Source organism: Paenibacillus sp. 1A_MP2 (genome assembly GCF_052244825.1).
Classification (GTDB): Bacteria; Bacillota; Bacilli; order Paenibacillales; family Paenibacillaceae; genus Paenibacillus; species Paenibacillus vandeheii.
Window position 1 is genome coordinate 6,427,199 of record NZ_JBQQCS010000001.1, and the last position, 17,005, is coordinate 6,444,203.

General features: G+C 49.0%; 11 protein-coding genes, 3 rRNA genes and 1 riboswitch. Of the genes, 4 read left to right on the forward strand and 10 right to left on the reverse strand.

The window, feature by feature from the left end:
- The first annotated feature begins 40 nt into the window (after positions 1-40).
- Genes ACTWJ7_RS31610 through ACTWJ7_RS31620 form a run of 3 tightly spaced genes read left to right on the forward strand, consistent with a single transcriptional unit; the run spans position 41 to position 1,973 of the window.
- Complete coding sequence (locus tag ACTWJ7_RS31610; protein WP_443146222.1) at positions 41-316, forward strand: hypothetical protein; 276 nt, start codon at positions 41-43, stop codon at positions 314-316.
- Complete coding sequence (locus tag ACTWJ7_RS31615) at positions 268-492, forward strand: S-layer homology domain-containing protein (protein ID WP_443146223.1); 225 nt, start codon at positions 268-270, stop codon at positions 490-492. The genes ACTWJ7_RS31610 and ACTWJ7_RS31615 overlap by 49 nt, the downstream gene beginning before the upstream one ends.
- A complete protein-coding gene (locus ACTWJ7_RS31620) occupies positions 432-1,973 on the forward strand; it encodes an amidase family protein (RefSeq protein ID WP_443146443.1) in 1,542 nt (513 codons plus the stop codon). The genes ACTWJ7_RS31615 and ACTWJ7_RS31620 overlap by 61 nt, the downstream gene beginning before the upstream one ends.
- 252 nt (positions 1,974-2,225) lie before the next feature.
- On the opposite strand, the gene ACTWJ7_RS31625 is transcribed toward ACTWJ7_RS31620, so the two are convergent.
- Positions 2,226-3,221 carry a ketoacyl-ACP synthase III gene (locus tag ACTWJ7_RS31625; protein ID WP_301880900.1) on the reverse strand — a complete coding sequence of 332 codons (996 nt, stop codon included), beginning with the start codon at positions 3,219-3,221 and terminating at the stop codon, positions 2,226-2,228.
- Between the two features lie 242 nt (positions 3,222-3,463).
- Between ACTWJ7_RS31625 and ACTWJ7_RS31630 the strand changes: the two genes are divergently transcribed.
- Positions 3,464-4,009: an NADPH-dependent FMN reductase gene (locus ACTWJ7_RS31630; protein WP_301880902.1), complete on the forward strand. Its 546-nt coding sequence runs from the start codon at positions 3,464-3,466 to the stop codon at positions 4,007-4,009.
- Positions 4,010-4,207: 198 nt separating this feature from the next.
- Here the strand turns inward: ACTWJ7_RS31630 and rrf are convergent.
- The 9 genes from rrf to ACTWJ7_RS31675 all read right to left on the reverse strand — a co-directional run bounded on the left by rrf (position 4,208) and on the right by ACTWJ7_RS31675 (position 16,969).
- A 5S ribosomal RNA gene (gene rrf, locus ACTWJ7_RS31635) occupies positions 4,208-4,324 on the reverse strand.
- 139 nt (positions 4,325-4,463) lie between these two features.
- Positions 4,464-7,389 (reverse strand): 23S ribosomal RNA (locus tag ACTWJ7_RS31640).
- A 356-nt stretch (positions 7,390-7,745) separates the two neighbouring features.
- A 16S ribosomal RNA gene (locus ACTWJ7_RS31645) occupies positions 7,746-9,295 on the reverse strand.
- Together the 16S, 23S and 5S rRNA genes form the textbook arrangement of a ribosomal RNA operon.
- A gap of 810 nt (positions 9,296-10,105) precedes the next feature.
- Positions 10,106-11,482, reverse strand: a complete 1,377-nt coding sequence (locus ACTWJ7_RS31650; RefSeq protein WP_024630796.1) for an NCS2 family permease — start codon at positions 11,480-11,482, stop codon at positions 10,106-10,108.
- Between the two features lie 179 nt (positions 11,483-11,661).
- A riboswitch (purine riboswitch) is annotated at positions 11,662-11,761 on the reverse strand.
- 504 nt (positions 11,762-12,265) lie between these two features.
- On the reverse strand, positions 12,266-12,400 hold the full coding sequence (locus tag ACTWJ7_RS31655) for a hypothetical protein (protein WP_443146224.1): 135 nt from the start codon (positions 12,398-12,400) through the stop codon (positions 12,266-12,268).
- A gap of 95 nt (positions 12,401-12,495) precedes the next feature.
- Positions 12,496-12,672, reverse strand: coding sequence for a hypothetical protein (locus ACTWJ7_RS31660; protein ID WP_301882562.1), 177 nt, complete (start codon positions 12,670-12,672; stop codon positions 12,496-12,498).
- Between the two features lie 167 nt (positions 12,673-12,839).
- Positions 12,840-14,378: a glutamine-hydrolyzing GMP synthase gene (guaA, locus tag ACTWJ7_RS31665; protein ID WP_301882560.1), complete on the reverse strand. Its 1,539-nt coding sequence runs from the start codon at positions 14,376-14,378 to the stop codon at positions 12,840-12,842.
- Between the two features lie 309 nt (positions 14,379-14,687).
- The gene (locus tag ACTWJ7_RS31670) at positions 14,688-15,128 is read right to left on the reverse strand and encodes a DUF4129 domain-containing protein (protein WP_443146225.1); all 441 of its coding nucleotides are present in this window, start codon (positions 15,126-15,128) and stop codon (positions 14,688-14,690) included.
- Positions 15,129-15,208: 80 nt separating this feature from the next.
- Entirely contained in the window at positions 15,209-16,969 is a 1,761-nt protein-coding gene (locus ACTWJ7_RS31675) for a transglutaminase-like domain-containing protein (RefSeq protein WP_443146226.1), read from the reverse strand.
- Positions 16,970-17,005: the final 36 nt, after the last annotated feature.

The following is a 17,005-nucleotide window of genomic DNA, read 5'->3' on the forward strand; positions in this document are numbered from 1 at the left end:
TAACACACATCATTGATACACAGGAAGGGAGCGTGGATGCATGACTTATCATGGATCTGTATTGAAAAAAAGTGGGGCATTGTTATTGGCAGGGGCTGTTATCGCCACAACATGGGGAGGAACTGTACCATTGGCGTCAGCCGCAGCGGCAACGTCTTCGAGCAAAACTACGGTTGCAGCCGTAACAGCTGGTAAGGCTCCTGTCACTGCAACGGCATTTGTTCAAGCCATGGAAGAAGCGGCTACACTTGCAGGTGTTCCTTTTCCATGGACAAGCTTTCTGGTACAACAGTACAGCGTAAAGACGCTGCGGTAGTCCTGCAAACATGGCTGAAGTTGGAGTCTGCTGCGGAATCCTTCAAGGATGTCCCGGATCAGGCAAGCTTTGCCGGTGCCATTGGTGCTCTGAACACCGCCGGATTGATGAAAGGATACACGGACTCTCTCTTCTTCCTAATGCTGTACTTACACAAAATGATGTCGCCATTCTGAAAGACCGCATTTATAACTACATAAAACCATTTGTTCTGGAGGAAGCAACGATCACGGATCTCCAGGCTGCCATGACGCAAGGAAAGCTGACATCCAAAGAACTCGTACAGAAGTATCTGGATCGCATTGAAAAATACGATGATCAGGGTGTGAGCATTAACGCAGTCCTGACGTTGAACCCGGATGCTCTCAAAATCGCTGAAACTTTGGACGAAGAGCGTGCAGCTCAAGGCCCTCGTGGACCTTTGCACGGTATTCCGGTACTGGTCAAAGATAACTTCGACACAAATGATATGCCTACAACCGCAGGCTGTATCTGTCTGAAGGATTCTGTTCCTGCTCATGATGCTGAGCAAGTGAAGAAGCTCAAAGCAGCAGGGGCCATTATTTTAGGAAAAACTAATCTGCATGAATTCGCATTCGGCATTACTACCTCCAGCTCCTTGGGCGGACAAACACTGAACCCTTATGCGCTGGATCACTATCCAGGCGGATCTAGTGGTGGAACAGGTGCTGCTATTGCCTCAAACTTTGCAGCTGCAGGCTTGGGCACAGACACGGGCGGATCAATCCGCATTCCATCCAGCTTCAACAGCCTCGTGGGTATTCGTCCAACGATCGGACTATCCAGCCGTGAAGGGATTATCCCTCTCGCATTAACACAGGATGTCGGCGGCCCGATGGCTCGTACTGTGAGTGATGCCGCCATTATGCTGGACGCTACAGCTGGCTATGACAAAAACGATGTGGCTACAGCCTATGCCGTAGGCAAAATTCCTTCAAGCTATACAGACTTCCTGGATGTAAACGGACTGAAGGGTGCACGGATCGGTGTGGCCACCGAGCTCATTCCAAGTACCAAAGCCGAGGAAAAAGCCGTTGCTGACGTGATTAACAACGTGGTAGTAGAACTCCAATCGTTGGGAGCTACCGCAGTTCCAATCAGCATCCCCAATCTGGCAGAAATCAATAAATATCCAAGCTTAAGCGGATATGAATTCAAATTCCAACTGAATGACTATCTTGATTCTCTGGGAGAAGATGCGCCATATCACAGCCTGTCGGAGATTATCGCATCCGGACAGTTCGACAAATCACAGGAACAATCCATGAAGACGCGTGATGCAAGAGAAACACTGGAGACAACAGAGTACAAAGATATTGTACTGAAACGTACCCAAGTTACACGCGAGTCCCTGTTAAAGGTCATGGCAGACAACAACCTGGATGCCATCATCTATCCTACATCTACGCAAGCTGCTGGCATTATTGGCGAGGGCCAGAACTCTGGTGGTAACAACCGACTCAGTCCGTTCTCCGGCTTCCCGGCCATCACAGTTCCTGCCGGTTTCACTACCGACGGTTTGCCTGTAGGCATGGAATTCCTGGGACGCGCCTTTGACGAAGGAACCCTGATCAAGCTGGCGTACAGCTACGAGCAAGGAACTCATCATCGCCAAGCACCTAAGCTCACGCCATAAACCTTTAATTAGGTTAATTAAGATGTAGATCAAAATAACCCCACCTTGCTTACTGTAATCATATTAAATATCTAGCTTTATGCGGGTTATCAGGTATTCCCTTGCCAAGCTAATCACTTTCGAATTGCACAGCTTATTGAATGTAATCAATCTGCTCACATTAAAAGTACACCCCTTTCATGAGTTCATGAAAGGGGTGTACTTTTTGGGATGGTATCTCAGTTCAAGAAGGATAACATTATATTCAAACGTTTAAATGGTATCCGGTACTCCCCATCTTAGAACCAGTCCGGCGTAAGTCAGGCCACCCCCAAAACCAAAGAGGGCCACCTGCTGCCCATGCTTTAATTTTCCTTCGTCCACTGCAAGCTGTAAAGCAAGAGGAATCGAAGCCGCCGAGGTATTTCCCCGATACTCCACACTTGTTAAAGTGCGTTCCAACGAGATAGGACCACGTTCACATACTGCTTCAATCATTCTTAGATTCGCACTATGCGGAACAAACCAATCAATCTGTTCCGGTTTAAGCTCAGCTTTGGCTATAAGATTACCTAACTGTTCAGGAATCGTTCTTACAGCCCATTTATAGATCTCTCTGCCATTCTGCACAAGGCATCCCTCACTCTGCAGAGGTACGCCATTCATCTCCGAAGATAGACCACTCTTATAGAGATGGATACCTCCTTCTCCACTCGTACCTGAGATCGCTGCCATAAAATCGCCTTTTCCGGCAGCTCTCTCTACCAAAAATGCTCCTGCCCCGTCTCCAAACAATACGCATGTCGTACGGTCTGTGTAATCGGTAATCTTGGACAACGTCTCCGCTCCAATAACCAGCACTTTATGATACATGCCACTGGTTACCAGGCTGTCAGCCAGCTGCAATCCATACGTAAACCCTGCACATGCCGCATTCAAATCAAGCACTCCCGTATGTGGAATGTTAAGGTTCGCCTGTACTCTGGATGCTGTGCTGGGAAATGCATATTCAGGTGTGCTGGTAGCAACCAAAATCATATCCACATCTTCTACGCTAACATTATAACGATGCATCATATCTTCTACAGCCTTCGTAGCCAGATCAGACACAAACTGATCATCAGCTGCAATGCGCCGTTCTCTCATCCCTGTACGCTGTACAATCCATTCATCACTCGTATCGACCAGCTTCTCCAAATCAGCATTACTTAATATTCGATCCGGTACATACGTACCCATTGCCGTAATGGTTGCCATTGATTGATTCATACCGGTAATCACCTCGTTTGTTTTTTACCATTATAGCACTAAGTATTAGTACTTGGTACTAATTTTTAAAAATATTTATTATGACTCAAACGATCGCATGCAGTTTTGATGAAGAATTGTGGATATCTCTTGATTAACATGAAGAATGCCTTAATTAAAACCGTTCTCTATAGACAGTCTAGTCCTACAGGAGGAAAATAAACAAATCGCCTACATTATTAAAGAATAGAGATGATGCTACGTTGAAGAAAGAACTAAATATCCTTGCCATTTCCGGAAGTCTGCGCAACCAGTCCTCTAATACGTTACTAATGCATGCCATGATTAAACTGGCTCCTCCTAACCTTAAGTTTGAAGTATATGAAGGATTAAACGATCTACCGCATTTTAACCCTGACCTCGATGTCGAGGAAGGTCCTGTATCCGTGCAAAATTGGAGAGCCCAACTGAGGCATTCGGACGGAGTTCTTATCTGCACACCGGAGTATGGAAACGGAGTTCCTGGGGCCTTAAAAAACGCATTAGATTGGATCGTCTCTTCTGGAGAATGGCTCAATAAACCCACTGTTGCCATCGCTGCTTCTCCAAGCGCCATGGGTGGTGACAAAGCCCATGCTTCACTATTGCTGACGTTAAACATGATTAATGCACAAATCTTACATGATGCCTCCCTAACCATTCCTCATATTACTTTGAAAATGAACAAACAAGGAATCATCATTGATTCAGAGACCCAGCATGCAGTGGAGAGTTCCCTTTTACGCCTAGAGAATGCATGCAACCAATGAATGAATACACAAGAAAGAGGCCGCTTCATAAACTGACTATAAAGGAATGAACAACCTAAAAGAGATTTAACAATCTCAGATCAATAGAAATAAAAAAACAGCCCTGGCTATTCACCGGGCTGTTAAGGTTTATATTAATTGATATTTCCTTATAAACAAATAAAAACCACCACCGAATAACATCGGCAGTGGTTCTTTGCTTGGCGGCGTCCTACTCTCCCAGGACCCTGCGGTCCAAGTACCATCGGCGCTAGAGGGCTTAACGGTCGTGTTCGGGATGGGTACGTGTGGAACCCCTCCGCCATCGCCACCAAACGAGCATTTGTGTAACAAATGCGTTCGCGTTCCATTCGGTCCAACACGGCTGTGTGGATGAATGGTTCAGCGGTTGTTCAGAGATCATTCTCTGAAAACTAGATCCGAAACGAAATTTGCGATGTACAACCTGCATATCTTGGATAAGCCCTCGACCGATTAGTACTGGTCAGCTCCATGCATTACTGCACTTCCACCCCCAGCCTATCTACCTCGTCGTCTTCAAGGGGTCTTACATACTGGGAAATCTCATCTTGAGGGGGGCTTCACGCTTAGATGCTTTCAGCGCTTATCCCTTCCGTACATAGCTACCCAGCGGTGCTCCTGGCGGAACAACTGGTACACCAGCGGTACGTCCATCCCGGTCCTCTCGTACTAAGGACAGCTCCTCTCAAATTTCCTACGCCCACGACAGATAGGGACCGAACTGTCTCACGACGTTCTGAACCCAGCTCGCGTACCGCTTTAATGGGCGAACAGCCCAACCCTTGGGACCTACTTCAGCCCCAGGATGCGATGAGCCGACATCGAGGTGCCAAACCTCCCCGTCGATGTGGACTCTTGGGGGAGATAAGCCTGTTATCCCCAGGGTAGCTTTTATCCGTTGAGCGATGGCCCTTCCATGCGGTACCACCGGATCACTAAGCCCGACTTTCGTCCCTGCTCGACTTGTAGGTCTCGCAGTCAAGCTCCCTTATGCCTTTGCACTCTTCGAATGATTTCCAACCATTCTGAGGGAACCTTTGGGCGCCTCCGTTACTCTTTAGGAGGCGACCGCCCCAGTCAAACTGCCCACCTGACACTGTCCCCGCACCGGATTACGGTACCAGGTTAGAACCTAGATACGATCAGGGTGGTATCCCAACGGTGCCTCCACGCAAGCTGGCGCTCACGTTTCAAAGGCTCCCACCTATCCTGTACAGATCGTACCCAAATTCAATATCAAGCTGCAGTAAAGCTCCATGGGGTCTTTCCGTCTTGTCGCGGGTAACCTGCATCTTCACAGGTATTAAAATTTCACCGGATCTCTCGTTGAGACAGCGCCCAAGTCGTTACGCCATTCGTGCGGGTCAGAATTTACCTGACAAGGAATTTCGCTACCTTAGGACCGTTATAGTTACGGCCGCCGTTTACTGGGGCTTCGGTTCACAGCTTCGGATTGCTCCTAACCGCTCCCCTTAACCTTCCAGCACCGGGCAGGCGTCAGCCCGTATACTTCGCCTTACGGCTTCGCACAGACCTGTGTTTTTGCTAAACAGTCGCTTGGGCCTTTTCACTGCGGCCCCCTCGTGCTATTCACACTACCGGGGCACCCCTTCTCCCGAAGTTACGGGGTCATTTTGCCGAGTTCCTTAACGAGAGTTCTTCCGCGCGCCTTAGAATTCTCTTCTCGCCTACCTGTGTCGGTTTGCGGTACGGGCACCATCACCTGGCTAGAGGCTTTTCTTGGCAGTGTGAGATCATGACCTTCGCTACTCTAATTTTCGCTCCCCATCACAGTCCAGCCTTACGATGTGCGGATTTGCCTACACATCAGCCTCACTGCTTAGACGGACATCCATCAGTCCGCGTCACTACCCTGCTGCGTCCCCCCATTGCTCATAACGGCTTACGGTGGTACAGGAATTTCGACCTGTTGTCCTTCGACTACGCCTTTCGGCCTCGCCTTAGGTCCCGACTTACCCTGAGCGGACGAGCCTTCCTCAGGAACCCTTAGGCTTTCGGCGGATCAGATTCTCACTGATCTTTTCGTTACTCATACCGGCATTCTCACTTGTATAATGTCCAGCGCTCCTTACGGTACACCTTCAACCCTTATACAACGCTCCCCTACCCCTGATGCAAAGCATCAAGCCATAGCTTCGGTGGTGTGTTTAGCCCCGTTACATTTTCGGCGCAGAGTCACTCGACCAGTGAGCTATTACGCACTCTTTCAATGGTGGCTGCTTCTAAGCCAACATCCTGGTTGTCTGTGCAACTCCACATCCTTTCCCACTTAACACACACTTGGGGACCTTAGCTGATGGTCTGGGCTGTTTCCCTTTTGACAATGGATCTTAGCACTCACTGTCTGACTCCCGGAAGTAAGTCTATGGCATTCGGAGTTTGACTGAGCTTGGTAACCCTTGCGGGCCCCGCACCCAATCAGTGCTCTACCTCCACGACTCTGTTTTCCGAGGCTAGCCCTAAAGCTATTTCGGGGAGAACCAGCTATCTCCGAGTTCGATTGGAATTTCTCCGCTACCCCCACCTCATCCCCGCATTTTTCAACATGCGTGGGTTCGGGCCTCCAGTGCGTGTTACCGCACCTTCACCCTGGACAGGGGTAGATCACCCGGTTTCGGGTCTACGTCCACGTACTATGTCGCCCTATTCAGACTCGCTTTCGCTGCGGCTCCGGCTCTTCACCTTAACCTTGCACGGGAACGTAACTCGCCGGTTCATTCTACAAAAGGCACGCCATCACCCCTAAAACGGGCTCTGACTTTTTGTAAGCACACGGTTTCAGGTTCTATTTCACTCCCCTTCCGGGGTGCTTTTCACCTTTCCCTCACGGTACTGCTTCACTATCGGTCGCTAGGAAGTATTTAGCCTTGGCAGATGGTCCTGCCGGATTCATACGGGGTTTCACGTGCCCCGCACTACTCGGGATCCGTCTCGGAGGGAACAGACTTTCAACTACAGGGCTTTTACCTTCTTTGGCGGGCCTTTCCAGACCTCTTCACTTAACCGGTTCCTTTGTAACTCCATGTGAGACGTCCCACAACCCCAAAGAGCAAGCTCTCTGGTTTGGGCTTCTCCGCGTTCGCTCGCCGCTACTGACGGAATCACTATTGTTTTCTCTTCCTCAAGGTACTTAGATGTTTCAGTTCCCTTGGTATGCCTCTACACAACCTATGTATTCAGTTGTGAGTAACTGGAAATTACCCCAGCTGGGTTTCCCCATTCGGACACCCCCGGATCAAAGCTTGCTTACAGCTCCCCGAGGCAGTTTCGTTGTTCGCCACGTCCTTCATCGGCTCCTAGCGCCTAGGCATCCTCCGTGTGCTCTTAGTAGCTTAACCATAATTGCTCCGGTTTCGACTGCTCGCTTCCCTTGTTTTGCTTACGCAAAGCCAAAAGTCGCTCCCATCCGATACCATCGCAATGCAGTTTTCACTATTTATTGAAACTTGTTATACACAAGTTCAACTAGGATGATTGTTGATCGGTTACTTGAACCGAACAAGCATTCATCCCTAAAAGGAATGTTCTAAATCGCAAATTTTCGTTTCGATATCTAGTTTTCAAAGAACAAGCTCCATGCAAAAGCAAGCTGTTTGAGAGTTTGAGCTCTCAAAACTGAGCAACGAGTGAGTAAGTTTGTGCAGATCTAGTCTGCGATTTGAATGTTTCCGTTACAGGAAACGATTCTCCATAGAAAGGAGGTGATCCAGCCGCACCTTCCGATACGGCTACCTTGTTACGACTTCACCCCAATCATCTATCCCACCTTCGGCGGCTGGCTCCTTGCGGTTACCCCACCGACTTCGGGTGTTATAAACTCTCGTGGTGTGACGGGCGGTGTGTACAAGACCCGGGAACGTATTCACCGCGGCATGCTGATCCGCGATTACTAGCAATTCCGACTTCATGCAGGCGAGTTGCAGCCTGCAATCCGAACTGAGACCGGCTTTTTAGGATTCGTTCCACCTCGCGGTTTCACTGCCCGTTGTACCGGCCATTGTAGTACGTGTGTAGCCCAGGTCATAAGGGGCATGATGATTTGACGTCATCCCCACCTTCCTCCGGTTTGTCACCGGCAGTCACCTTAGAGTGCCCACCCGAAGTGCTGGCAACTAAGATCAAGGGTTGCGCTCGTTGCGGGACTTAACCCAACATCTCACGACACGAGCTGACGACAACCATGCACCACCTGTCTCCTCTGTCCCGAAGGAAAGGTACATCTCTGTACCGGTCAGAGGGATGTCAAGACCTGGTAAGGTTCTTCGCGTTGCTTCGAATTAAACCACATACTCCACTGCTTGTGCGGGTCCCCGTCAATTCCTTTGAGTTTCAGTCTTGCGACCGTACTCCCCAGGCGGAGTGCTTAATGTGTTAACTTCGGCACCAAGGGTATCGAAACCCCTAACACCTAGCACTCATCGTTTACGGCGTGGACTACCAGGGTATCTAATCCTGTTTGCTCCCCACGCTTTCGCGCCTCAGCGTCAGTTACAGCCCAGAGAGTCGCCTTCGCCACTGGTGTTCCTCCACATATCTACGCATTTCACCGCTACACGTGGAATTCCACTCTCCTCTTCTGCACTCAAGTCACCCAGTTTCCAGTGCGATCCGGGGTTGAGCCCGGGATTAAACGCCAGACTTAAATGACCGCCTGCGCGCGCTTTACGCCCAATAATTCCGGACAACGCTTGCCCCTACGTATTACCGCGGCTGCTGGCACGTAGTTAGCCGGGGCTTTCTTCTCAGGTACCGTCACCTTGAGAGCAGTTACTCTCCCAAGCGTTCTTCCCTGGCAACAGAGCTTTACGATCCGAAAACCTTCATCACTCACGCGGCATTGCTCCGTCAGGCTTTCGCCCATTGCGGAAGATTCCCTACTGCTGCCTCCCGTAGGAGTCTGGGCCGTGTCTCAGTCCCAGTGTGGCCGATCACCCTCTCAGGTCGGCTACGCATCGTCGCCTTGGTGAGCCGTTACCCCACCAACTAGCTAATGCGCCGCAGGCCCATCCCCAAGTGACAGATTGCTCCGTCTTTCCAGTTTTCTTCAGGAGAAGAAAACAACTATTCGGTATTAGCTACCGTTTCCGGTAGTTGTCCCAAGCTTGAGGGCAGGTTGCCTACGTGTTACTCACCCGTCCGCCGCTAACCATCGGAGAAGCAAGCTTCTCTTCAAGTCCGCTCGACTTGCATGTATTAGGCATGCCGCCAGCGTTCGTCCTGAGCCAGGATCAAACTCTCCAATAAAGTATTGAAAAGAGCGATATGCTCATTTTGAAACTGACGAGATTAAAAATCTCATTTATGCTTCGAAATCATACGGTCCGAAGACGTGTACCGATTTCTCAGCGTCGATCTTGCAAGCAAGATCGTTACTCACTCGTTGTTCAGTTTTCAAAGATCAAACTTGTTTCGCTACTAAGCTTCGTTCAACTCAGCAACTTTTATATCTTATCACATCCGAACCAACTTTGCAAGCTCTTTTTTTAAGTTTCTTTCGAAGCTTATTTGTTTCGCTTGCCGCACCGTGTTTCTCGTGTTTTCTTGGCCGGAATTAGAATATACCATGTACAGTTTTTGAATGCAAGCTTTATTTTCATATTTTATAAATTCATTTCCTACATACTCTCTCCACCTATTCCCTCGATACATCCCAGCACGACAAGTCATGGACCAAACCTGAAATCGAGCTTAAATCTAATAGTTTAGTTCATCCCGTAGCACAGCACCTATCATTCCAACCTCAGAGATTAACAACTCTCTTACAGTAAACCACTATCTATTATAAATAGTAGAATATCTTTCAAACTTATATCCGGCTTGCCGTTAACTAGACCACTTTGTCTGTTCGCCATACCAGCTCATGAACAATGTTCTATTCAACTGGAGCCAGAACTGAATCAAAAACCATCAAACCGTAACTCATGTTGTTTCTCCTTTATATAGAAGAAAACAAAAAAACGAAAGCCCCGATATCGTACCGAGGCTTCCGCTTCTTCATTTGTATCATAACGAACCTATGGCAAGTAATTAACCAATTTCAATCTATTAAACTTGTTATTCTCCACCGATGAATACATACCGGCATATAACAATGATAGCTAATATCCACATAAGCCAATGTATCTTCACCTTGCGCTCCGTAACCAGGTTACTGAATACGGCCAGAATGACATAGGATACAATCCCTGCGGAAATCCCGTTCGCAATTCCTCCAGTGAAAGGCATCAATACGATTGTAAGGAAGGCTGGGAAAGCCTGCAGGAAGTCATCCCACTCAATGCTGCGAACCTGACTCATCATCAGGACACCGACGATAATCAATGCCGGAGCTGTTGCAGCTGACGGAACAACCAATGCCAGCGGAGCAATAAACAAGGCCAAAATGAACAGGATACCTGTTGTTACAGAAGTCAGACCTGTACGTCCACCTGCTTCGACACCAGAGGCACTTTCAACGAAAGCAGTAATGGTACTCGTACCCAGGGCAGCACCCGCACTTACACCCACAGCATCGACGAGCATTGCTTTACCAATCGTTTTCTCGCCTTTCTTCTTGTCCTTCATAATCCCCATTCGCGTTGCTGTACCCACCATCGTTCCGAATGTGTCAAACAACTCTACAAAGGTGAAGATGAAGATAATTTCAAACAATCCAAGACTAATTGCACCTTTTAGATCCAGTTGTCCAACCGCCAGATCGCTGAAGTTAGGCAACCAGCTTGCACCGGACAAGCCACTAAGATTCGTAACGCCCATTGGGATACCAATTAACGTTGTGGCAATAATACCGATTAGCAGTGCACCTTTGACGCGCATAACCATAAGTACAGCAATAATGAGTAGTCCGATCAAGGCCAGTAATGCATCGTGATGCGTTATAAAATTACCCAAAGACAGATTGAAGCTGCTGCCCGGAATCGGCTGGCTCAGATCCGCATCTGGTGCAACATTAACTGTTACCGCGACCAGATTAGCCAGTTTGAAACCGACAATGGTAATAAAAAGACCAATACCAACTGTGATTGCCATTTTTAATGAATCCGGAACTGCAACGAGCAGCATCTGACGGATCTTGGTCACAGTCAAAATAATAAATACGATACCAGAGATAAATACGGCTCCGAGAGCGGCCTGCCAGGAAATCGCACCGTTTGAGCTCAAAACCACGGTCATGAAATAAGCATTCAACCCCATGCCTGGTGCAAGGGCGATCGGAATGTTAACGAACAATCCCATGATAATAGTCATCAAACCGGCACCTACGGCTGTTGCAAAAAATACGGCATTATCCGACATTCCAGCTCCAGCTGATCCCAAGAACAGCGTGTTGACAAAAAGAATGTACGCCATTGTCATAAAGGTAGTGAGACCCGCAACAATCTCCGTTCTAACGTTCGTTCCGTTTTCTTTTAATTTAAAGAAACGATCCATAATTCACCAATTCCTCCTTAGAGATGTTGAAGCCATATTGAAAAACGACAAATAACCCTAAGATGAATGCATCACCCAGGGTTTTAGCTGATGAGGAGTGGCACGGTGCCAATACGGAGAACAAAAAAAATTCTAATGTGCGTGGTGTCATGCCCGACGCAATCATGTAGAATTCATGTGCTCAGCCTTCTCCTCTTCGTAGCCAGATCATTAGGGTGATCTCGTAGAGACTCCCGGGCCAATCCCCAGGATTATACGAAGTAGTTATGCGCTATTTGTGTGTTTCCCATCACTATTTTAGGAGGGTTACCTCTAGTTGTCAATGAGAAAAACGAATGTTATTCGCATTCATTAACTAAATCGTTCGTATTATTTAACAAAATGAACCAGTTCAGCGGTTTACAACCCAAATTTACATGAGGTTTCCGGTGAATTTTTCAAGTATATGTTGATCTTGCCAAAGGCTGATTTCCATCATTTGCAACATTCAAAAAGCTACCGCAGTCAAAGGTGGCATGCACACGTTGATCCATGGTAGCTTAATGGGTTATTGATAGAATAATTATGTGATGAGGATAATGTATTTAGGTATTCGTTCGAAAGATTAGGTATAGAGAGCGGACTGCTCGGTTACGAGTTCATTTTTTTACATGATGGGTCCTACATTCTAAATCTCTGTTTGAACGTCCTGTACCTGCTGTTGTTCCGGATCAGTAGTACCGGTTGTTGTTCCTTCATACAACTCCTGATTCCGGGTCTGATCGGAAGACGAATCTGCTGCCTCTACATTTGCAAATGAAGAATCCCCGCACCGAGAGCCAGGTCCTGCATACCCGAGCCGCATCCTGCCAGCATCACCATCAGAAACGCACTTCCAATGCCCATCTTCCATTTGCTCATATTGTCGGTTTTACGCATACATTCAATTCTCCTTTCAGTGCCATGTAGCCGTATTATGTACTCAGTGTACAAGCCCCACATGAAAACAAGCTGAAATGAACCTAAAAAAGAAATTAAATATTCAGAGGTTCCTCGTTATACCACCATCCACTCTCATCCCATATACCTGCTGCCATAATCGCCTGCTTCGCGACTTTTTGCTGTTTGGCATTTTTCAAATGAACAATCATTCTTTCCAAGGGTTTACGATGAATCAGGGATTCGATATCCTCAGCGGTAATCTGTTTCATTTGCAGGAGAGCGAGCTCTTTAAGGCTAGTGCGGCAACCTCCTTACGATTCCATCCTGGTTTAAGTTCGATTCTTTGTACAACACCAAATGAAAGAAAAACAAGAGACCGAAGATCCTTTGACGGAATCTCCGATCTCTTGTTATTAAATCTGTGTAGTTAAAACTTCTATTCCCACTCAATCGTTGCTGGTGGTTTGGAAGTTACGTCATACACAATACGGTTTACGTTATCCACTTCGTTAACGATCCGCACGGAGATTTTCTCCAGTACGTCCCAAGGGATACGTGCCCAGTCAGCTGTCATTCCATCGATGGACGTTACAGCACGGATACCTACAGTATAGGAATACGTACGCGCGTCACCCATTACCCCAACACTCTTCATGTTAGGCAGGGCTGTGAAGTATTGCCAGATTTCGCGGTCAAGACCGGCTTTGATAATTTCTTCACGCAGGATGTAGTCCGAATCACGAACGATTTTGAGCTTGTCCTCAGTCACTTCGCCCAGTACACGGATAGCCAGACCCGGACCTGGGAACGGCTGACGCCATACGATCGCTTCTGGCAGACCGCACTCTTCGCCGACTTTACGCACTTCGTCTTTGAACAAAGCGCTCAGTGGTTCGATCAGCTTGAAGTTCATGTCCTCAGGTAATCCGCCCACATTGTGGTGGGATTTGATCGTTTGAGCTGTCGCTGTGCCACTTTCCACGATATCCGTGTACAGTGTACCTTGCGCCAGGAAAGCAAAATCATCAAACTGCTTGGACTCTTCGTCAAATACGTAAATAAACTCGTTACCGATGATTTTACGTTTTTGTTCCGGATCATCCACGCCTGCCAGTTTGGACAGGAAACGCTCTTGCGCATCAATTTTGACAACTTTCATGTCGAATTTGCCGACGAACGTCTCCATTACGCTCTCCGCTTCGCCTTTGCGCAGCAGACCATGGTCGATAAACATACATGTCAGTTGGTCACCGATGGCTTTGTGAAGCAATGCAGCCACAACGGAGGAATCCACACCGCCGCTAAGTGCGCACAATACTTTACCGTCGCCCACTTTTTCACGGATATCCTTGATCGTATCTTCGATGAACGTCTCCATGCTCCAGTTGCCTTCGCAACCACAGATTTCGTACAGGAAGTTTTTAATCATTTCATTACCGCGAACAGAGTGGCGCACTTCTGGATGGAACTGAACAGCATACAATTTGCGCTCGTCATTGCTCATCGCAGCGATTGGCGCACTTTCCGTGCCTGCATCCAGTTTGAATCCAGCAGGAAGAGCAACCACGTGGTCACCATGACTCATCCATACCGTATGTTCACCTTCGATACCTTGTGCGAGAGCAGAACCTGGTGCAAACTCGATATCCGCTTTACCGTACTCGCGCTTCTCGGAACGCTCCACTTTACCATCAAGCTGTTGTGCCATGAGCTGCATGCCGTAACAAATTCCGAAGATTGGCAAGCCCAGATCATAAACGGCCGGATCTACGTGTGGTGCATTTTCTGCGTAAACGCTAGATGGTCCACCGGAGAACACGATACCCTTTGGTGATAATTCTGCGATTTTCTCCGCTGGTGTGTTATACGGCAAAAGCTCGCTGTATACGCCGAGATCCCGAATTCTTCTGGCGATTAACTGGTTGTATTGTCCCCCAAAGTCCAGGACAACCACTATTTCATTTTGCTTATTCATTACCGTGCCTCCCTCAATTAATGAAACTAATTATACGCAACGACAAAACATACCGTCAAGGAAAGGCGAAACTCCTTTTTTCGACATCTCAAAACATGGCAAATCCAACGTCTGAAATTACGGTATTGGGTCGATTATTTTCACTTTGATTCTATTTATTTCCGATCGGAAATATAAGAAAAGGCTTTATGCACTATTTTCATTATAAAAGAGATCTTCCGCATGAAGCTCGCGGTGTATGCTCGCGGAAAGACGCCTCGTTCGCTTATAGGGCGAGAAAGGCGTCTATGTATAGCGCTGTACTTCGTGTTACAGCGCCTGCATCCGCCGGGCCAGATGAAGCGCCCGGCGCAGGAAGTCCAGACTGTCCGCGCGCAGCGGACGGTCCGGCCCGTACAGCAGCCGTTCCCAGTCGGCTGCAAACCGCGCGATGTCCGCGCCATCCGTGCCTGCGGCCACAGGGGGTGACGCTGCATATTCACGCAGCGTCATTCCCGGCGGCCGCGGGCCGTAGCGGCGCGCGAGCGCGGCCCAGACCGGAGCGGCGGCGCTAAGCAGCCGCTCGCGGTCTGGAAAGCTGCTGCGCGGCCACGCCAGCAGCAGCCTTAGGCGCAGCGCGGGGCGAAGCCGCCGCATGCGCACGGCCCCGGCGGCGCACAGCAGCGCCGCTGCCGCAAGGGCTGCCGCGAGCCATGGGTGCGCGGCAATGGCCCGTGCGCGGGCGAGCAGCCATGCGCCCGCGTGAGCCACCCCGCCGTCTGTCTGCGGCGGGGTTACGGCAACGGGCTGCTGCCCGCTAAGCGCAGCAACGTCTTGGCCTTCACCCTGAGTCATGGTGAAGCCAGGCGTAGCCTCGAATGGCATCCAGCCCGCGCCGGGAAATACACTTCAACCCAGGAGTGTGCATCTCCCTGAGTAACGATGTATTGCCCGGAGTCGTCCGGGTCTGCTTCACCCGGTCCAAAACCCTTAACCCAGCGTGCCGGGATACCCTCTGCACGCAGCAGTACAATCATGGCTGTTGAGAAATGATTGCAATATCCCTGCCGTGTGACGAACAGAAAATCGTCCACAAAATCAGTTCCTCGCGGTGGCATACGGGTATCCAGTGTATATTCGGCGTGGTCGGCTAAGTAATTCTTCACGGCTTGTACAGCATCATAACGGGTTTCGCTGCCCCGAATGATTTCCTTGGCAAGAGCCTGTACACGCCCGGGAAGCGAAGTCGGCAGTTGCAGATACGTTCTGCGAACAGCGGCTGGATCCTTCATTGTGGACGTCTTCTCCAGAAGGCGTAGTTGTTCAGGTGTTGCCACAGAAATCATCACATCTGCCGTATAACTTTTGACCGGCTGATCGTCATAGGTACCCGCGAGCCATAACGTTGCTGAATCTTCATTCGACAGAAGTAAACGTTTGTTCTTCTGAAGATCACTGTTCTTATCCTGGAACGAAAGATTGAGCGGCGTTCCGCCTGTAAAAAGGGGATTTGGTCCTCGCCATTCTCGCTTCATCGTCACCGTTTGACGAATACGCTGCCAATAGGCTGGATACTCCCAACCATCGGTACGCACCAATCCGGATGGACTTGCTGTCGCAAAGCTTTGCACCGGATCGCTCCAGGTGCTTCCGTTATAATATGAACGGGTCTCGCCCCGCCAATACGTAGCTACCGAGCTTTTCGCCGTAAAAAAAATCGTGTCTCCCTGTACCAAAGGTGCCCCCATTGGTGCATCCGCTGTACTATATCCTGTGACAGCGGATGCGGCAGGAATACTTCCGTGCTGTGTATAGCCTGCCCAGCGGGCCAGTCGCTCACCCATCTGCTCAAGGGATATCCGTTCCGGCGGAGGAAGGAAAGCAAGCTGACCAGGAATCGCTGAGCAAAGTACCATACCTGCCGACACCGTAAGTGTTACTGTACACCAACGGCCGTAAGGACTGTTCCTAAAGATCGGGGTCGTGACCCCGCCATTAAGACGAAGCAACTGCAGCATGGCCTGAATGAGTAGAATCCACAGCACAGAACGTACTACCGAAGCATATACATCCAGCCCGGCAAAGGATTCAAGCAGCAGCAAATAGACCAATGTTGCACTGCCAAACAGCATCACACTTCGTCGCAGCAGTACAAGCGACTGCACAGAAGCCATTAGCATGCTCCAGCCGCACATCATGAGCAGACCTCTTGTCTCCACACTAATGGAGTGAAAACGCCAGGTACTCAAGAAACTGCCCATATCTGCCGAAAAAGTGGCCGGGTATGTAGTTGCCCATCCGGCAGGGTCATTCCCTCCATATATGCAGCATAATGCGGCTAGCGCAATGCAGAGCCTGATTAGTATTCCCGTGATCCAGCCCGTACGAAGCAACCCCATGAGAAGCAAGGCCCCTGTTAATCCTGCCATTACGGACAAGAATCGTTCACTGCCCTGCTGACCCGTTGACGTTATAGGATAGATCCACTCCAGGGACAATATAAGCAAAATGGCAGAAATACCAATTCTGTAAAGGAGAGGCTCCGAGCTTTGACCATTACTCCTCAGATCTACTCCAGATGTCCTCGTTTCAGCTTTATATATGGATTGCACAGACTCTAATCCTAAACTGGCGGTACGCCCCTTTCA